Raw genomic sequence first — 18,271 nt, 5'->3', positions numbered from 1 at the left:
GAGAGGCACCATGACACTGCACCAGAACCTCATCGCCGGCGAATGGGTCGGCTCCCAAGCGGAAGAAAACATCAATCCTTCCGACACGCGCGATGTTGTCGGCCTTTACGCCCAGGCAAGCGCAGATGATGCGAACGCAGCCATTGCCGCAGCCAAGGCGGCGTTTCCATCCTGGTCACGGTCCGGAATTCTGGAGCGCCATGCCATCCTGAAAAAGACGGCGGATGAGATTCTGGCACGCAAGGATGAATTGGGCCGACTGCTTTCGCTGGAAGAGGGCAAGACGCTCGCCGAAGGGATTGGCGAAACGATCCGTGCCGCCCAGATCTTCGATTTCTTCGCAGGTGAAACGCTGCGCCTGACAGGGGAGCTCGTGCCCTCCGCGCGACCGAATATCGGCGTCGAGATTACCCGCGAACCATTGGGGCCAATCGGCATCATCACCCCCTGGAACTTCCCCATTGCCATTCCCGCCTGGAAGATCGCGCCAGCTCTCGCCTATGGCAACACGGTTGTCTTCAAGCCTGCCGAACTGGTGCCCGGCTGCTCTTGGGCCATTGTGGATATTCTCCATCGCGCCGGTCTGCCCAAGGGCGTGTTGAACCTTGTGATGGGGCGCGGCTCCGTCGTCGGTCAGGCCATGCTGGATAGTCCGCATCTGGCAGGCATTACCTTTACCGGCTCCACCGGAACCGGCAAGCGCGTGGCGGCAGCCTCCATTGAGCATAACCGCAAGTTCCAGCTGGAAATGGGTGGTAAGAACCCGATGGTGGTGCTGGACGATGCCGATCTTGGCGTGGCCGTGGAAGCCGCTGCCAATTCCGGCTTCTTCTCCACCGGCCAGCGTTGCACGGCATCTTCCCGCATCATCGTAACGGAAGGCATTCACGACAAGTTCGTTGAAGCCCTGACCGAGCGCCTCAGCAAGCTGAACGTGGACCACGCGTTGAAGGAAGGCACGCATATCGGCCCGGTTGTGGATGAGCGCCAACTGAAGCAGGATTGCGACTATATCGATATCGGCAGAAAGGAAGGCGCAAAGCTCGCCTTTGGTGGCGAACGCATCGAGCGCGAAACGCCGGGCTTCTATCTCCAGCCGACGCTTTTCACGGAAGCCACCAACGATATGCGCATCAGCCGCGAGGAAATCTTTGGCCCGGTTGCCGCCGTCATCCGCGTCAAGGATTATGAGGAAGCGCTGGCTGTCGCCAACGATACGCCCTTCGGCCTTTCCGCCGGTATCGCAACCACGAGCCTGAAGCATGCCACCCACTTCAAGCGCAACTCGGAAGCGGGCATGGTCATGGTCAATCTGCCCACCGCTGGCGTGGATTTCCACGTGCCCTTCGGCGGTCGCAAGGCATCCTCCTTCGGCCCGCGCGAACAGGGCAAATATGCCGCGGAATTCTTCACCGTGGTCAAGACGGCCTATACGCTGGCCTGATCAACCGGTTTGACCTTAAACGTGCCGGTGGTTCGCCCGCCGGCATTTTTGGTGGAATCGCTTGTTCCCATCCGAGATTTCTGTAATCTCACCAATGCCTTAATGGGAGGGGAACAATGATAGAAATTCTCACCGGCCAGTTGATTGACCCGTTCCGCATCGGGCTTGTCTTCTTTCTGCTGATGACGGCGCTACGGACACGCGAAACCATGGGGCTCACTATGCCGCTGGCCATGGGCGTGGTGTTCATCGCCATTCTGCTGCCGATGACAACGGCAGCAGATGCGAGCGCCGACAAGATCAGGGCAGTCGCGATGGGGGTTCTCGCCAATGCCATTATTCTCGGTGTTTTTCTGCTCGGCTGGCTGGTATGGCTGAAGTCAAAGCGCTCATAAGGCGCACTATATGCCGTGCTTGAAGCCAGGTGTCGTGCCTGTATCTTACAGGAGTGAGGTCAGGTGCGCTAACACTTGACCCCGTTGCGACGAGTTAAAGAATGGAACCCGGACGCGATTTAACCAGCTCGTCCGGGTTTTTCTTGGCTCAAGCGTGATTGCGATAGGTACCCCCATCTTCATCACTCCTGTTCGGGAGCAGAACCTCTGCCTCGGCTCATGCGGCTCATCATCACGAGTCAGCGCTGGCTGGTTCAACGCCTGCTGCTTCGCTCTCGACCCGGCGCTCATAGCATCGCGCTGGAGGCGGGTAGCGGAATGATGAGGTTAAGCATCCAAGGAGATTATGCTTCTAAAATGAAAAGGCTGACCCGAAGGTCAGCCTGTCCGTCTCTTGCAAAATGATTGGGAGTGTTACTTTGCGTCGTCGGCGAAGATGTCCTTCTTGTGGGTTCCGCCTGGCACGAACAGCGCGCCGATCACAACCGTCGCACCGGCAATGATGATTGGATACCACAGGCCACCATACACGTTGCCAGTTTGCGCCGAGATGGCGAATGCAGTGGCTGGCATCAGGCCGCCGAACCAGCCGTTACCGATATGGTAGGGCAGAGAGAGGCCAGAGTAGCGAATGCGGGTAGGGAACAGTTCCACCAGCATGGCCGCAATCGGTGCATAGACCATCGTGACGAGCAGAATGAGGTAGGTCAGGATCAGGATGACCATGATCTTCTGGCCGGTAAAGATATCGAAGAAGTGCGCGGCCTTGATCACGCTGGTGTTCTTGTCGGCAGCAAGTGGATAACCGGCGGCCGTGAGGGCGTCGTTGACCGATTTTGTGAAAGCGGCCGGTGCTGCCTTGGCGGCATCGCCTGTCAGAGCTGTGGCATCGTAGGATGGAATGACGGTTTCGCCAATTTTGACCTGTGCTGTCGTAGCTGCCGGATCTTCAACGGACGTGTAGTTCACCGAAGAGCGTGCCAGTGTTGACTTTGCAATATCGCAAGAGGACGTGAATTTCGCCGTGCCCACTGGGTTGAACTGGAAAGAGCAGTCGCCAGGCGCGGCGGTCACCACGACCGGAGTCTGTTGTGCTGCGTAAAGAGCCGGGTTTGCCGTTTCCGTCAGCAGCGGGAAGACGAATTTGTAGGTGAGTGCAGCAATGAGGCAGCCAGCCAGAATGATGGGCTTGCGGCCGATCTTGTCCGACAGCGAACCGAAGAACAGGAAGCCACTCGTACCGAGGATCAGCGACCATGCCACCATGACGTTGGCGGTAAAGCTATCCACCTTCACGACGTTCTGAATGAAGAACAGAGCGTAGAACTGGCCCGAATACCAGACGACAGCCTGACCTGCGACGAGACCGAAAAGAGCGATCAGGGCGAACTTGCCGTTCTTCCAGGTTCCGAAGGCTTCACGCAGAGGCGCTTTCGATGCTGCACCCTCTTCCTTCATTTTCTTGAAGGCAGGCGATTCATGCATTTGCATGCGGATATAGAGTGAGATCAAGAGAAGAACGATTGAACCCAGGAATGGAATACGCCAGCCCCAGAGATCGAAGGCCTTGATCATCCTTGGCGAGCCGTCAGGGTTGAGTACGGCAGCGCCTGCTGCATCGAGAACTGCGGTTGGTGCCCAGTTTGCGTTTACATAGCCCTGAACCGCCAGGATAACGATCAGGGACAACAAAAGGCCAAGGGTTGCCGTTGTCTGGATAAAGGCGGTGAAATAGCCTCGCTGGTTGGCCGGCGCGTGTTCGGCCACATAGACTGCGGCACCACCATATTCGCCGCCAAGCGCCAGGCCCTGCAACATGCGCAGAATGATCAGGATTACCGGCGCCGCCGCACCCCAGCTATTATAGCTTGGCAAAAGACCGACCAGGAATGTGGAAAGTCCCATGATGAGGATGGTCATCAGGAAGGTATATTTGCGGCCAACAAGGTCGCCCAATGCGCCGAACACGAGCGCTCCAAAGGGGCGAACGATGAAGCCGGCTGCAAAAGCCAAAAGCGCAAACACGTTACGTGTGGCTTCCGGGAAGGCGGTAAAATACTGTGCGCCGATGATCGCCGCCAGTGAGCCGTAAAGATAGAAATCGTACCATTCAAAGATGGTGCCGGCGGAAGAGGCGAGAATGACCTTCTTCTCCTCCCCGGTCATGGGACGCGAGCGGTCCCTTGCGTTCATTTCAATTGCTGCCATGAATTCCTCCTCCAGAATTCCGGTCTTCCGACCGTCAAATATCGCTGATCACATCGTGCGCGTGGTGCCATTTCTGGCTCGCTTCGCTTCATCAGTCCGGCCCTCCAGCCGTCTGTCTGCAATCTTTCCCTTTCGGGTGCGGCCCTCCTTGCATGCCGGTTTCAACACGGCGTCCCCCGCCAGACTGTCAATTCCTACCCATGTGACAGAATGCGATGGTGCCAAAGTAACACAGAGGGATTAGACGGATCAGAACGACTTTCGTCTAAGTCCACAGGCGAACATAAGCTTCGCGCGCTCAGCGCTTTCGGGGGACGATGTCACCGAAGTTGACGATTTATTTCATGTTCACTTGGCGATAAGACATGTGGCGTTCAAAGGAAATGACACGGATGGCCTGCGTGTCGATTGGAGATCAGAATGGAAAAGACGAGCTATTACGCGAACATGGGTGGTCTGCCACCACAGACTGAGCTTCTATCCAGCAAGGCCACTTTCACCACAGCTTACGCGGTTATTCCCCGCACGGTCATGACGGATATCGTCACCAGCCTCCTGCCGCATTGGAATGAGACACGCGCCTGGATAATCGCGCGTCCGATGACAGGTTTTTCAGAAACCTTCGCGCAATACATTGTGGAAGTGCAGCCCGGCGGCGGAAGTGACAGGCCGGAACCTAACACCGCGGCACAGGGCGCGATCTTCGTGGTCGAAGGCGGGATGACGATTACGCTGGATGGGGTCGCCCATGCGCTTCGCGCCGGTTCCTTTGCCTATTTGCCCGCCGGTTCAAAATGGACCTTGAAGAACACCGGGTCTTCGCCGGTCAAATTCCATTGGGTGCGCAAGCGCTTTCAGGTTGTGGAAGGCTTGGAAGCTCCGCCTGCCGTTTTTGCCCATGAGGATGAGCGCGAACTGGTTGCGATGCCTGACACCAATGGCTGCTGGGCCACGACCCGCTTCATCGACCCGGCGGATATTCGCTACGACATGCACCTTAACATCGTGACGTTCCAGCCGGGTGGTATCATCCCCTTCATGGAAACCCATGTCATGGAGCATGGCCTCTATGTGCTGGAAGGTAAGGCGGTTTATCGCCTGAATAATGATTGGGTGGAAGTGGAGGCGGGCGATTTCATGTGGCTTCGCGCCTTCTGCCCTCAGGCTTGCTATGCGGGAGGGCCTGGTCGCTTCCGCTACCTGCTCTACAAGGACGTGAACCGTCACGTCGATCTTATCTGAATGTTTGAAGCGGCCCCCTTGCGGGGCCGCTTCTCATTTGATGATCAAGCAACGCGCTTCAAGGCATCGCCGATCTTGGAAACGATGATCTCGATATGCTCTTTCTCGATGATCAGCGGCGGCGAAAGCGCAATGATATCGCCCGTCACGCGGATCAAGAGGCCGTTCTTGAAGCAATCGACGAAAACATCGTAGGCGCGGGTGCCGGGAGCCCCGTCACGCGGTGTCAGTTCAATGGCACCCACGAGTCCGAGGTTGCGAATATCGGCCACATGCGGATGACCCTTCAGGCTGTGAAGTGCTTCCTGGAACGGTTCGGCCATTGCCGCGCCGCGCGTCAGTAGCCCTTCTTCCTCGTAGATTTCCATGGTGGCGATACCAGCGGCGCTGGCCACGGGATGGCCGGAATAGGTGTAGCCGTGGAACAGCTCGATGGCGTTTTCCGGCCCATGCATCAGGCCGTCATGCACCTTGCGGCTTGCAAACACAGCGCCCATCGGAATCGCACCATTGGTCAGACCCTTGGCGGTCGTGATGAGGTCCGGCACCACGCCGAAATAATCCACCGCAAACGGTGTGCCGAGACGGCCAAAGCCGGTGATGACTTCATCGAAAATCAGCAGAATGCCGTACTTTTCGGAAATGGCGCGCAGCCGCTCCAGATAACCCTTCGGCGGAATGACCACCCCAGCAGAACCGGAAAGCGGCTCGACGATGACGGCAGCAATGGTTTCAGCACCATGCAACTGCACCAGACGTTCCAGATCTTCCGCCAGTTCGAGGCCGTGCGGCGGCAAGCCCTTGGAGAAGCCGTTGCGCTCAAGATCCAGCGTGTGGCGCATATGGTCTGCCGGGATCTGCGGGAAGATGCGGCGGTTGTTGACAAGGCCGCCGACGGAAATGCCGCCGAAGCCAACACCGTGATAGCCCTTTTCGCGGCCAATGATGCGCGTTCTCGTGCCCTGGCCGATGGCGCGCTGATAGGCGATGGCGATCTTCAGGGCGGTATCGACGGATTCAGAACCGGAGCCGGTGAAGAACACGCGGTCAAGCTGTGCGGAAGGGCCGCCAGGCGACATCTTGCCAAGCTTTTCAGCAAAGTCGAAGGCAATCGGATGGCCCATCTGGAAGGTGGGTGCGAAATCGAGCGTGCGCAGCTGGCGCTCAACTGCATCGGCAATACGCTTGCGGCCATGGCCAGCATTCACGCACCACAGACCGGCCGTGCCGTCCAGCACCTGATTGCCATCCACATCGGTGTAATACATGCCTTCGGCACTGGCCAAGAGGCGCGGCGAGGCCTTGAACTGCCGGTTTGCCGTAAACGGCATCCAGAAGTTTTCCATCGAAGGCAGGTTAGAACGTGAAGAGTGGTCCATAGCAATGCGGCTCCATTTCCGATGTGTTTGTGTGCTGCATTTTCGAAGCGGCAACAAGTCCTTTTCTGGCGTCATGCAACCTGTTGATTTTATTTGATCGATGCGCCATGAGTTTCGATATGTCGAACAGGTGAAACAGGTGGTGGCATGGGCGTCGATATAGGCAACAGGTTGCGCCAGATCCGTATGGCGCACAAGCTCTCGCAGCGGGAACTGGCAAAGCGCGCTGGCGTAACCAATTCAACCATCTCACTGATCGAGTCGAATGCATCCAATCCATCCGTCGGTGCGCTGAAACGGATATTGGATGGCATCCCGATCGGGCTTGCGGAATTCTTTGCCTTTGAGCCGGAAAAACCGAAGAAAGCTTTTTACGCGGCAGAGGAGCTGGTGGAGATCGGCAAGGGGCGGATTTCCTATCGCCAGGTGGGAGAAAACACCTTTGGCCGCAGTTTGCAGATCCTGCATGAATGCTATCAGCCGGGTGCCGATACCGGCAAAGTGCCGCTGGTCCATGAAGGGGAGGAGGGCGGCATCATTCTCTCCGGTCGGCTGGAAGTGACGGTGGATGACGAGCGCCGCATTCTCGGTCCCGGCGATGCCTATTATTTCGAAAGTCGTCGCCCGCATCGTTTTCGCTGTGTCGGTCCGGTGCCTTGCGAGGTCATCAGTGCCTGCACGCCGCCAAGCTTCTAGTGGAATTCTCGAATTTTGCATTGGATCATCGATGATCGCCGCAATGGGTATCAAATGTCAAACAGAGCGTCCCAGCAAGGCTGCTTGAGCATTCTTGTTTTACCTGCGTTCAAGGGTTGTGCTTGACCCTTGAGAGGCGGCGCTATATCGCCCCCGGATGAGGACAAGCAAAACTTCTTCCCGCTCTCTTGCCGCACGTCTTGCCTATGGACGCATGGCCGCCCGGCGTCTTGCGCGTGGACGCGATGCCTGGGCGCTTCGCTGGCAGTCTCTGCTTGCCTTCGTGGATCTGTGCATCATCGCCTTCTTCGTGCTGGGCCCCTATCTCAGAAGCGGTCCCACTTACCTCATCATCGATTATGCCATTGCGGTGTGGATCTTCGGGGAATTGCTGATACGGGCACTGGCAGCGGATTCACCACGCGCCTTCCTGAAGCGGCCACTGACCTGGATCGATCTGGCGGTGCTGGCGACGTTGCTTTTCCCGCACACGCTTTTCAACTTCGCCTTTCTGCGCGCCATGCGGCTTTGGGCGATTGGCGAAAGTCCGCTTCTGCGGGTGGCGCTCCGGAAAGCGGGCTATGGCAGCTATCATGAGGTGGTGCGGGCTGCACTCAACTTCATGGTCTTTCTCTTCGTGGTGACAAGTTTCGTCTACACCACCTTCTTCTACAATCAGGATGGCCTGGATGGCTTTGTCGACGCGCTTTATTTCACCGTCGCGACGATGACGACCACCGGCTTCGGGGACATTACCTTGCCCGGAACGCTGGGCAAGCTCACATCCGTCGTCACCATGATTGTCGGCATTTCGCTCTTCGTGCGGCTGGCGCAGGCCGTGGTGCGGCCGAACAAGGTCACATTTCCTTGCCCGCAATGTGGCTTGCAGCGGCACGATCTCGATGCCGTCCACTGCAAGGCCTGCGGGCAGGTGCTGAATATCCCGAACGATAATGACTAATTAGCTCGATAGCGCCTCGGCGCTGATCAGGAACACCGCATCCTGGGATTCAGCGGTCTCAATCCAGGCAAATTCCAGATGCGGGAATTCTTCTTCCAGGATCTCGCGACCTGAACCGATTTCGCAGATCAGCAACCCCTCCGGGTTGAGGAAGGCTGGCGCATCGCGAAGGATTTGGCGCACCAGATCAAGTCCGTCCTCGCCTCCGTCATGTGCCATGCGCGGTTCCGCCTGATATTCCGGCGGATAGCCTGCAAGCGCTTCATGATCCACATAGGGCGGGTTGGTGATGATGAGGTCGTAGGTGCGGCCTGCAAGCGGTTCAAACAGGTCGCCATGCAACAGGTTGACCTGCTGTTCCACTTCATGTTCCGCAACATTAAGCTTCGCGACTTCCAGCGCATCGGCGGAAAGATCGACCGCATCGACAGTCGCGTTGGGGAAGAACTTTGCAGCAATCACCGCAAGGCAGCCGGAGCCAGTGCAGATATCGACGGCGCTTTCCACCATCATCGGATCGGGCAGGAAGCTGGAGCCATTGGGGTTCAGATACTCGTTGAACAGGATTTCGCCGATATGCGAGCGCGGCACGATGACCCGCTCATCCACATGGAAGCGAACCCCCTGAATATAGGAATGCCCTGTAATGTAGGAGGACGGCTTGCGGCTCGTGACACGTGCTTCAATACGCTCTGCCAGAAGCTTCCGCTCATGCGGCAAAAGCCGCGCATCGAGAAACGGATCCAGCGTGTCGATCGGCAGGTCCAGTGAATCGAGCAGAAGGAAGGCGGCATCGTCGCCTGCAGTGGATGTGCCATGCCCATAGGAAAGGTTCGCCGCATTGAAGCGGGAAATGGCATAGCGCCAGAAATCGCGCAGGGTCACAAATTCGCGGACGGTTTCATCCAGATTGAGCACTGTTTCACTTTCCAAGAATGAGTAGGTTGGCTATTCCTCTAAAACATTTCGGGAAAAGCTGTCACGCGGCAATTCGGCAAGATGAGTGGAACTATGGCGAACAGCAGGCGTGGCCCGCCCAGGGGGCAAAAGGAGAGGCGGATTGCTCCGGCCACTTTGCCTCCACGCCGTAAGGCGCCGGACAATGGCCAGCGTGCAACGCTCTCACGTGCGCTTTCCAAACTGGGCTTTTGCTCAAGAACGCAGGCCGAACAGTTGATCCTTGCTGGACGTGTGACGGTGGACGGCAAGACTGTGACCGACAAGGAAACCTGGGTTGATCTTCAGGCGTCGAAGCTTGCGGTCGATGGCGAGGCCGTGAAAGCGCAGGATTTCGTCTATCTCATGCTCAACAAGCCTCGCGGGCTTGTCACCACGCGGCACGATCCTCAGGGGCGGCCAACCGTCTATGATTGCCTGAAGCATCTGCAGGCGGCGCATATTTCGCCGGTCGGTCGGCTGGACAAGGCAAGCGAAGGCTTGCTGCTCTTCACTAACGATACGCGGTTTGCCGATGCGCTTCTCGATCCCGAAACGCATGTATCGAAAACCTATCACGTACAGATCGACGGTATCGCGGATGAAACCCTGCTCACCGGCCTGCGGGCAGGGGTGGTGCATGATGGCGAGCGCCTGAGCGCGCGGCGGGTCGATCTTCTCAGGCAGGGCGATAAGACCGCATGGCTTGAGATCGTGCTGGACGAGGGCAAGAATCGGCAGATCCGCCGAATGCTCGAAGCCTTCCATGTGGAGTGCCTGAGACTCGTGCGGATCGCCATTGGTGACTTGCCCCTCGGCAGCCTGGCCAAAGGGGAAAGCCGTAGCCTCACCGCTGCGGAAGTCGATGCCCTGAAGCATCGCACACGCCGCAGCGTCTGAAATCCTATCACACTTTGTTTTCAAACCTTTCCGGACGCAAAACCGCTAACGCACTTTTGCTGGACGTGCTCTAGCTGGCTGCTGAAAGAGAGGCTTCTGTCTTGCGCCTGCTGGACAGCATCAGCACTGCGGATCCTGCAAGGCCGGACACCAGAGATCCCATCAGGATACCGATCTTGACGTGGTCCTGAACGGCGGGATCGTCGAAGGCGAGCAGTCCGATAAACAGCGACATGGTGAAGCCGATACCGCACAGAAGGGCAGTGCCCGCGACCTGCCCCCAGCTTGCCTGCGCGGGCAGCTGGGCCAGTCCCAGCTTGACCAGCAGCGTGACGACGCCAAGCACTCCGACGAGCTTTCCAACCACAAGGCCACCCGCAACACCCATGGTCAGCGGCTCGCTGAACACGCCGAGGCTGACGCCGGAAAGCGAGACACCCGCATTGGCAAAACCGAAGATCGGCACAATGAGGAAGGCAACCGGCTTGTGAAGACTGTGCTCCAGCCGGTGGAGCGGCGACTCGTCCGGTGTTGCTTCTGGCGTTCCGGGCGTCAGCTTCAGCGGGATTGTGAGCGCAAGCATGACGCCGGCCAGCGTCGCGTGAACGCCTGAGGCAAAGACAAGCACCCACAGCACCGCGCCCAGCACCAGATAGGGCCAAAGCACCTTCACCTTCATCTTGTTGAAAATGAAGAGGTTGCCCCAGACGATTGCAGCTCCGGCAAGCGCCATGAGGTTTAGATCGGCTGTGTAGAAGAGTGCGATCACGATGACGGCACCGAGATCGTCAATAATGGCAAGCGCCGCGAGGAATATCTTGAGGGAAGTGGGCACGCGCGACCCGAAAAGTGACAGGACGCCGAGTGCAAACGCAATATCGGTTGCTGTCGGGATGGCCCAGCCCTGAATTGCCGCAGGATTATCCCGGTTCAGAAGAAGGTAGAAAAGCGCGGGAAACACCATGCCACCCAAAGCCGCAGCACCTGGCAGAACCCGGCGGCTCCAGGTCGAGAGCTGCCCGTCTAGCATCTCCCGCTTGATCTCCAGACCGACCATCAGGAAAAACACCGCCATCAGCGCATCGTTGATCCAGTGCTGAAGGCTGAGTGGCCCGACATAGACGTGCAGGATGTGGAAATAGCTGTCGGCGAGGGCAGAATTTGCCGTGATGATCGCCAGCAGCGCGACAGCCATGAGGACGAGGCCACCCGATGCCTCGTTGGCCAGAAACTTGCGAAGTGAAGAGTTTATGCGACCTGAATGCATTGTCGAAGACACAGGTTCACGCTCCCTTGTTTGGAAGTTGATCTTAGTCTCCGTCGATTTCGGGGGAACCCGCAGCGCACGCAGCACGCGCTATGAGACCATATATAGCTGAAGTGCGGCCCGATTTCCACAAAAACCGAGCCTTTTCGTGAGGCACCTGTCGGCTCTGCCCTGCCGGGCCGGGACACCACAGCAATCGACCGGGATCGATGTCGCATGCTCCCGTGTGGCAACGCGCCAAAATCCATCCTTCAGGGTTGAAGAAGAAGATGGAGCAAAATCGCGGCTTCTGCGTTCCCCTCTGCGGAAGATGGCCAATTGATGGCAATCTTTTGTCGAGAAGAAGGGCGATGCAATGGTATATTCGCAAATTGATATTTATCAGGACGCATAAGGGAAGGCTGCTGCACATATGAAACCGTTCATCATAAATCCCCCTGTATTTTACGGGTCGGTGATCATCATCACGCTGTTTGCTGCAGTCGGGATCGTGCTTCCCGGTCAGGCTCAGGCCCTGTTCGGCGCCATCCAGGGAACTATCCTGGGAGCTTTCGGCTGGTTCTATCTGCTGTCGGTGGGCATTTTCCTTGCGGCAATGCTGCTGCTTTGCTTCGGCAGGTTCGGTCAGCTCAAGCTCGGGCCGGATGATTCCGTGCCGGATTTCCGCTTCGTGTCCTGGATTGCGATGCTGTTTGCCGCAGGCATGGGCATCGGGCTGATGTTCTACGCGGTCGGTGAGCCGATGACGCATTATCTGGCCCCGCCGACTGCCGAACCGAAGAGCGTGGCGGCCATGCGAGAATCCATGACCGTGACCTTCTTCCACTGGGGGATCCATGCCTGGGCCATTTATGCGGTGGTGGGGCTGTCGCTCGCCTATTTCGGCTATCGCTATAACCTGCCGTTGACGGTCCGCTCGGGGCTTTATCCCTTGCTGAAGAACAGGATCAACGGCCCTATTGGACATGCTGTCGATATTTTCGCCGTAGTCGGCACCATGTTCGGCATTGCCACATCGCTGGGTGTCGGTGTTTCGCAGATCAATGCGGGCCTCAACCATCTTGTCGGGCTGCCGATCAGCACAAGCGTACAGCTGATGCTTATCGCGGTCGTGACCGGCATGGCCACCATCTCCGTGGTAACCGGGCTGGACAAGGGCGTCCGCATCCTGTCGGAAACCAATCTCGTCGTTGCCATCCTGCTGATGCTCTTCGTTCTCGTCGTTGGGCCAACGGCGCAGCTTTTCCGGGATTTCGTCCAGAATCTCGGGCTTTACCTCGACACCCTCGTTCTGAGGACGTTCAATACCTACGCCTATCAGCCCACACCCTGGATCGATTCCTGGACGCTGTTCTACTGGGCCTGGTGGATTTCCTGGTCGCCTTTCGTCGGCATGTTCATTGCCCGGATCTCGCGTGGCAGAACCGTTCGCGAATTCATTGCGGCGGTGCTGTTCATTCCGGCCGGGTTCACATTCTTCTGGATGACGGTGTTCGGCAACACGGCCATGTTCATCGATAATGGTGTTGCTGCCGGAGCCCTGGGAGCGGCGATTACAGATGACGTCTCTGTCGGGCTTTTTCGCTTCTTCGAATATCTGCCGCTTTCGGGCGTCACCTCGACACTGGCGGTTCTGCTGGTCTCCATCTTCTTCATTACCTCGGCCGATTCCGGTGCGCTGGTTGTCGATTCCATCGCAGCCGGTGGAGAAACGAAGACGACGACGGCCCAGCGCATCTTCTGGTGTTCCATGGAAGGCATTGTCGCAGCCTGCCTGTTGATGGCCGGTGGCCTGACAGCGCTGCAATCTGCCACAGTTGCCAGCGCTTTGCCCTTTGCCGTTGTCATGCTGGCTCTGGTCCTGTCCCTTTATCTGGGCATGCGGCAGGATCTGGCGCAGCTTGAGGTTCACACCGCTCGCAACGCGGTGCCGGCAGAACCTGCATCGGGACAGACCTGGCAGCGGCGGCTTGCACTCATGCTGGCCACACCGACCGAGAGGGATGTCATCCGCTTCATCGACGGAAGGGTTGCACCCGCCCTCGACAAGGTTGCTGCCGAGCTTCAATTGCGGGGAAGGCCGACGGATGTGGAGCGTGAAGAGCCCGGCCTTGTCACGCTTCGCTCTCCTGCATCCGATGTTCGGGACTTCATCTATGGCGTTTCCGTCCAGAAGCATCGGGTTGCAAGCTTCACCACCATCCGCGCCGGAGAGGCCGAGTTTCGATACGAAGCGCGAACCTTCTTCTCGAGCGGCAATAGCGGCTATGACCTCATGGGCATGTCGCAGGAGCAGATCATCAGCGATGTTCTGATCCAGTTCGAACGCTATCTGCATCTGGTTCAGTCGCCAGATTTCCAGCTCGTTCATGCCGCCCCGGAACACACGGCCTGATGGCCCGGTTCACCCCCTGATCACCGTCCGCAGCGGCGCATCCCCGGCCTTGTCCTGTGCCGTCAACGAATCCGGGGACTGCCATTGACGTGATATCGAGAGTCATCCGTGTGCTGGCCGTATAGGATCGAAGTCTCGCTGCGCTTGCAAAAGGCCTTCGTCACGCTGTCGGGATTTCGAAAGATGCAGTTCAGGACGGTCGCGCTTCAGCATTCCGAAATCGCACTTAAACCGTCTGAGACCTCTGCGATGGTCGAGGATGATCTCGTCCGGATCCGGCACGTGGCCGGGCTTGTCCGATCATCGGTGTGAGACATCGCCACGCTGCCATGCGCATGGAGCCCTCAGTCTGCTGCTGAGGGCTCTGCCGGTTTTTACTCAGTCCAGCCTATCTGTCCTCGTTTTCGCGCCGCGCGAACCAGTTCGCCAGCAAGGCACCGGAGATATTGTGCCAGACGCTGAAGATGGCGCTGGGGACAGCGGCGAGCGGCGAGAAATAGGCAGTCGCAAGCGCCGCGCCAAGTCCGGAATTCTGCATGCCAACCTCAATGGCAATCGCCTTTCGCTTTGCCAGCGTAAGGCCGAAGGCTTTTGCGGCAAAGAAGCCCAGAAGGTAGCCAAGCCCGTTGTGCAGGATGACGACCGCGAAGATCATCAGCCCGGACTGCACGATGGATGCTTTGGAAGCGCCAACCACGGCTGCAACGATGAGCACGATGCCCGCGACGCTCACCAGCGGCAGGGCGGGAACAGCTGCCTTGACGAAGACCGGCAGAAGCTTCTGCAGGGCCGCGCCGAGGGCAAGCGGGACGAGAACCACCTTGACGATGCTCATGAACATGGCCCAGCCGTCCACAGGCAGATACTGGCTGGCAAACATCCAGACGAGAAACGGCGTGATGATCGGGGCGGCAAGGGTTGTCACCGATGTGCAGGCAACAGAAAGCGCGACGTCGCCTTTCGAGAGATAGGTCATGACATTTGAGGACGTGCCGCCGGGGCAGCAGCCGACCAGAATGACGCCAGCCGCCACCTCCGGTGGCATCGGGATCAGCTTTGTCAGCAAAACCGCCAGCAATGGCATGATCAGAAACTGACCGACGACGCCAATCGTGACATCGAAGGGGCGCTTCACGACCTCGCGGAAGTCCGCCGCCGAGATGGTGAGGCCCATGCCGAACATGATGATGGACAGCAGCGTCACGATCCAGGGCGTGACCTGCTTGAACGTGTCGGGGAACATAAAGCCGAGCAATGCAAACAGCATCACCCACGCGGCAAAGGTTTTGCCGACGAACCCAGATACTTGCGCCAACATCTTCATGGTCTTCACTGCCTCCAATTCGCGTTTTGACCTCTAAAGCGGCAGGGATGACTGTCAAGGTCATGAGGGCGGCTCCGTGACCGCCGCGCGGAACTGAGGTCGAAATTGGTGGTGAAAACTGCCGGTTGCGTGCCGCGAAGGGGCCCTGTTTCAGGCAGAGGAAGAGCTATCGACCGTCGCATCGAGATATCACGCGTTCGTGATCTTGCCGCCCGTAACAAACATGCCCGTCGGCATTGCTGGCGCCTGATGCTGCGCTCCCTCCCGGCATCCGGTCACCCGAAGGCACAGATCTTGCGGATCGCTACAATATTTACCGCAACAATGTCACGGTCAGCCTGATCAATGCGGTGGCCTCGATCTATCCGGCGGTGGAACGGATTACGGGCGGCGATTTCTTCAGAGCCCTGGCGCGTTTCTAAATCCGTGCCAACTCGCCCTTGTCGCCGCTTCTGTTCGACTGTGGCCGCAATTTTGCAGACTTCATCGAGACCTATGAATATGCGCAGACCATGCCCTGGCTTGCGGATGTCGCGCGTCTTGAGCGGGCATGGCTGGATGCCTATCACGCCGCCGATGCCAATCATCTGGATCCGGGCGCGCTTGCGGCCATTGCGCCAGAACAGACAGGGGATATCTTCATCCCCAGTTTACAATCCGAACCCTTCCGCACGACGTCGCCTTCACGAACGGCACAGGAATTGCATCTTTCTGACGGGGCAACGCAGGAGACGCCGTTGGAAGACCGCATACTTGTTCTCTGCATCGTGATTGGTTTGAGCTGGAGAGATTTTTGCGCCATGTGGCATCCTGCCAAGGCTGTGCTTCCGTGGGCCGCAATCAGGATGACGGCAGCATCGGCTCTTTTTCTAGCCGCTGTTGGGCTGGCGTTTAGTGTCACTGATCTGCGGATGGGGTTGGCGACAACTGGCTTAGGTGCCGTGATCGCACTGCTTGCCGGGGAGCGTGTTGGCTCAGACACAGCGCTCATCACAGCCACCTTGGGTTTTGCGGTTTATATTGCTGGTATGGCATCTTGAGCAATTCGAAAACCTCCACCGACCTGAAGATCCTTGTGATCGACGAAAACGCAATCCGCGCCTCGATCATCGAGGAGGGGCTGAATGAAGCCGGGCACCTCAAGGTCACCTTGATCCATGAGATGCAGGGGGTGGCACGACTGATCGAGACGATGGATCCTGATGTGATCATCATCGATATCGAAAATCCCAATCGTGACATGATGGAGCATATGTTCCAGCTGACGCGCATGGTCGCCCGGCCCATTGCCATGTTCGTGGACCGCTCTGATTCCACGGCAATCGAGGCCGCCGTGGATGCCGGGGTTTCAGCCTATGTGGTGGATGGGCTGAAGAAGGAGAGGGTGAAACCCATTCTCGACATGGCGGTGAGCCGCTTCAATGCCTTCAGCCGGTTACAGCGCGAGCTCGCCGAAGCACGCACGGCGCTTGAGGAGCGCAAGGTGATCGAACGCGCCAAGGGCATTCTGATGAAGATGCGGGGTTTGAGCGAGGAGCAGGCTTTCGCTCTGCTTCGACAAACCGCGATGAACGAGAAGAAGAAGCTGGCCGATATCGCTCAGAGCGTCGTGACGGCAGCGGGACTGCTGCTGTGAGTGTAGCAGGGATCGGAGAATACTGGTGAGCGAGATCGTTTCCACTCAATCGGGTGACACTGCCATCCACGCACCAGTGCGCGGCCTTGGCAGGGAACAGCGGATCCTGAGGGCAGGCTATATTCCGCTAATAGATGCCTCTATCCTCATCGTCGCCGCAGAACTCGGCTTTGCGGAGAAGGAGGGATTGCGGCTCGAACTGGTGCGGGATGTCACCTGGGCCAATGTCCGCGACCGGCTCGCCTTCCGCCAGTTCGATATCGCGCACATGCTCTCGCCAATGCCTGTTGCATCCATGCTTGGCCTGGGCTCAAATCCCTCACCCACCATCGCGCCATTCTCATTGGGCCGGGGCGGCAATGCCATCACGCTTTCGGCCCGCATTTTCGAGCGAATGAAGTCGTTGACCGGTCTTGGTGACGATGCCGATGCCCTGGCCAATTCAAAGTCGCTCGCCGCCTTGCTGGCCGATATGCGGTCAAGAGGTGAGGCAGTGCCAACTCTCGGCATGACTTATCCCTTCTCATCGCACAATTATGAGTTCCGCTATTGGCTGGCAGCCGGTGGTATAGATCCGGATCGGGATGTGAAGCTGGTTGTGGTTCCGCCGCCGTTGACATCCGATGCGCTGGCCGCGGGCGCCATTGACGGCTTCTGTGTCGGGGCACCATGGAACATGATCGCCTCGGAGCGCGGCACGGGCCGCATCGTCGCCGCCAAGCAGGATATCTGGCCGCTCGCCCCCGAGAAAGTGCTGGGCATGCGGCCGGATTGGGCCGAGGCCAATGCCGATACGGTATGCCGTCTCATTGTTGCACTCGATCGGGCGGCGCAATGGTGCGATGATCCCGCTCATCACAACGAGCTTGCCGAGATTTTGAGCGTTCCTGACTATATAGCAGCACCGACGAGCATTATTCGCCGTGTGCTGAGCGGAGAGTTCAGCCTGGATGCGCGGGGGGCAAAACGGGTTGTGCCGGACTATTTCCTTTTCCACCGTGGAGCAGCGAATTATCCCCGGCCTGATCAGGCTAGTTGGATTTACAGCCAGATGATCCGCTGGGGACAAGCCGAGTTCAGTGCCGAAGGCTTGGCGCACGTCAGAAGTGCCTTCCGGCCCGACCTTTATCGTATGGCGCTCGGCCAGGATGCGGCGCTGCCGGATGAAGCACGTGAGAAGGGGACGGCTGGCTATCATGGTTTCGTGGATGGCGCGCTTTTCGATCCCGATGACCTACCGGCTTATGTCGGCCAATTTCCCGTCCGTTCAACAACCTCGGCTGCCGCAGGGGCTGCAGAGCTATAAAATGCGCAGTGCACAAAGCTCGGGCATTTGCATTCTGGAGCATGCTTTCAAACGAGCAGTTGCGTGTGCCGATAGACGAAAGTCACCTCTTCATCTGTGAGGCAATCCCGGATTCATTCGTTTAATAGTCCCGGATGGCAACTGGCACGCTCTTTGCTTTGTATTTGATGTCCCGCGGTCAA

General features: G+C 58.1%; 16 protein-coding genes. 11 read left to right on the top strand and 5 right to left on the bottom strand.

The window, feature by feature from the left end; translation table 11 throughout:
- The first annotated feature begins 10 nt into the window (after nt 1-10).
- Together ACFSE1_RS10720 and ACFSE1_RS10715 are read left to right on the top strand one after the other, a co-directional pair.
- Nucleotides 11-1,444, top strand: a complete 1,434-nt coding sequence (locus ACFSE1_RS10720; protein ID WP_377400578.1) for an aldehyde dehydrogenase family protein — start codon at nt 11-13, stop codon at nt 1,442-1,444.
- A gap of 116 nt (nt 1,445-1,560) precedes the next feature.
- Nucleotides 1,561-1,839: a hypothetical protein gene (locus ACFSE1_RS10715; RefSeq protein ID WP_377400575.1), complete on the top strand. Its 279-nt coding sequence runs from the start codon at nt 1,561-1,563 to the stop codon at nt 1,837-1,839.
- 414 nt (nt 1,840-2,253) lie between these two features.
- Here the strand turns inward: ACFSE1_RS10715 and ACFSE1_RS10710 are convergent, their stop codons facing one another.
- Entirely contained in the window at nt 2,254-4,005 is a 1,752-nt protein-coding gene (locus ACFSE1_RS10710; RefSeq protein WP_377400810.1) for an MFS transporter, read from the bottom strand.
- Between the two features lie 462 nt (nt 4,006-4,467).
- Here ACFSE1_RS10710 and ACFSE1_RS10705 point away from each other — a divergent pair, with 462 nt between their 5' ends.
- Nucleotides 4,468-5,289, top strand: a complete 822-nt coding sequence (locus ACFSE1_RS10705) for a bifunctional allantoicase/(S)-ureidoglycine aminohydrolase (RefSeq protein WP_377400572.1) — start codon at nt 4,468-4,470, stop codon at nt 5,287-5,289.
- A 44-nt stretch (nt 5,290-5,333) separates the two neighbouring features.
- Here ACFSE1_RS10705 and aptA read toward each other — a convergent pair whose 3' ends face one another.
- Entirely contained in the window at nt 5,334-6,668 is a 1,335-nt protein-coding gene (gene aptA / locus ACFSE1_RS10700; RefSeq protein ID WP_377400569.1) for an omega-aminotransferase AptA, read from the bottom strand.
- A 147-nt stretch (nt 6,669-6,815) separates the two neighbouring features.
- Here aptA and ACFSE1_RS10695 point away from each other — a divergent pair, with 147 nt between their 5' ends.
- Both ACFSE1_RS10695 and ACFSE1_RS10690 read left to right on the top strand, forming a co-directional pair.
- A complete protein-coding gene (locus tag ACFSE1_RS10695) occupies nt 6,816-7,364 on the top strand; it encodes a cupin domain-containing protein (protein WP_377400566.1) in 549 nt (182 codons plus the stop codon).
- A gap of 157 nt (nt 7,365-7,521) precedes the next feature.
- Nucleotides 7,522-8,325 carry a potassium channel family protein gene (locus ACFSE1_RS10690; protein ID WP_377400563.1) on the top strand — a complete coding sequence of 268 codons (804 nt, stop codon included), beginning with the start codon at nt 7,522-7,524 and terminating at the stop codon, nt 8,323-8,325.
- Here the strand turns inward: ACFSE1_RS10690 and prmB are convergent, their stop codons facing one another.
- Nucleotides 8,326-9,243, bottom strand: a complete 918-nt coding sequence (prmB, locus tag ACFSE1_RS10685; RefSeq protein ID WP_377400560.1) for a 50S ribosomal protein L3 N(5)-glutamine methyltransferase — start codon at nt 9,241-9,243, stop codon at nt 8,326-8,328.
- Nucleotides 9,244-9,336: 93 nt separating this feature from the next.
- On the opposite strand from prmB, the gene ACFSE1_RS10680 reads away from it, so the two are divergent.
- Nucleotides 9,337-10,161: a pseudouridine synthase gene (locus ACFSE1_RS10680; protein ID WP_377400558.1), complete on the top strand. Its 825-nt coding sequence runs from the start codon at nt 9,337-9,339 to the stop codon at nt 10,159-10,161.
- Nucleotides 10,162-10,231: 70 nt separating this feature from the next.
- Here the strand turns inward: ACFSE1_RS10680 and nhaA are convergent, their stop codons facing one another.
- Nucleotides 10,232-11,440 carry a Na+/H+ antiporter NhaA gene (gene nhaA / locus ACFSE1_RS10675; RefSeq protein ID WP_377400555.1) on the bottom strand — a complete coding sequence of 403 codons (1,209 nt, stop codon included), beginning with the start codon at nt 11,438-11,440 and terminating at the stop codon, nt 10,232-10,234.
- A gap of 400 nt (nt 11,441-11,840) precedes the next feature.
- On the opposite strand from nhaA, the gene ACFSE1_RS10670 reads away from it, so the two are divergent.
- Nucleotides 11,841-13,823 carry a BCCT family transporter gene (locus ACFSE1_RS10670; protein ID WP_377400552.1) on the top strand — a complete coding sequence of 661 codons (1,983 nt, stop codon included), beginning with the start codon at nt 11,841-11,843 and terminating at the stop codon, nt 13,821-13,823.
- Between the two features lie 388 nt (nt 13,824-14,211).
- Here ACFSE1_RS10670 and ACFSE1_RS10665 read toward each other — a convergent pair whose 3' ends face one another.
- Nucleotides 14,212-15,147: a bile acid:sodium symporter family protein gene (locus ACFSE1_RS10665; protein ID WP_377400549.1), complete on the bottom strand. Its 936-nt coding sequence runs from the start codon at nt 15,145-15,147 to the stop codon at nt 14,212-14,214.
- A gap of 236 nt (nt 15,148-15,383) precedes the next feature.
- Between ACFSE1_RS10665 and ACFSE1_RS10660 the strand changes: the two genes are divergently transcribed.
- The 4 genes from ACFSE1_RS10660 to ACFSE1_RS10645 are packed head-to-tail and all read left to right on the top strand — an operon-like array spanning nt 15,384 to nt 18,089.
- Nucleotides 15,384-15,569: an HvfC/BufC N-terminal domain-containing protein gene (locus tag ACFSE1_RS10660; protein WP_377400546.1), complete on the top strand. Its 186-nt coding sequence runs from the start codon at nt 15,384-15,386 to the stop codon at nt 15,567-15,569.
- A gap of 18 nt (nt 15,570-15,587) precedes the next feature.
- Complete coding sequence (locus tag ACFSE1_RS10655; RefSeq protein WP_377400543.1) at nt 15,588-16,187, top strand: hypothetical protein; 600 nt, start codon at nt 15,588-15,590, stop codon at nt 16,185-16,187.
- Nucleotides 16,184-16,783: an ANTAR domain-containing response regulator gene (locus ACFSE1_RS10650; RefSeq protein ID WP_377400540.1), complete on the top strand. Its 600-nt coding sequence runs from the start codon at nt 16,184-16,186 to the stop codon at nt 16,781-16,783. The genes ACFSE1_RS10655 and ACFSE1_RS10650 overlap by 4 nt, the downstream gene beginning before the upstream one ends.
- A gap of 25 nt (nt 16,784-16,808) precedes the next feature.
- The gene (locus tag ACFSE1_RS10645) at nt 16,809-18,089 is read left to right on the top strand and encodes a CmpA/NrtA family ABC transporter substrate-binding protein (RefSeq protein ID WP_377400537.1); all 1,281 of its coding nucleotides are present in this window, start codon (nt 16,809-16,811) and stop codon (nt 18,087-18,089) included.
- Nucleotides 18,090-18,271 lie beyond the last annotated feature (182 nt).

Origin of the sequence: Affinirhizobium helianthi (genome assembly GCF_042680945.1) — a bacterium.
GTDB classification, from domain to species: Bacteria; Pseudomonadota; Alphaproteobacteria; order Rhizobiales; family Rhizobiaceae; genus Neorhizobium; species Neorhizobium helianthi.
The sequence above is the reverse complement of the archived record's forward strand: the minus strand, read 5'-3'. Positions and strand labels throughout refer to the sequence as shown.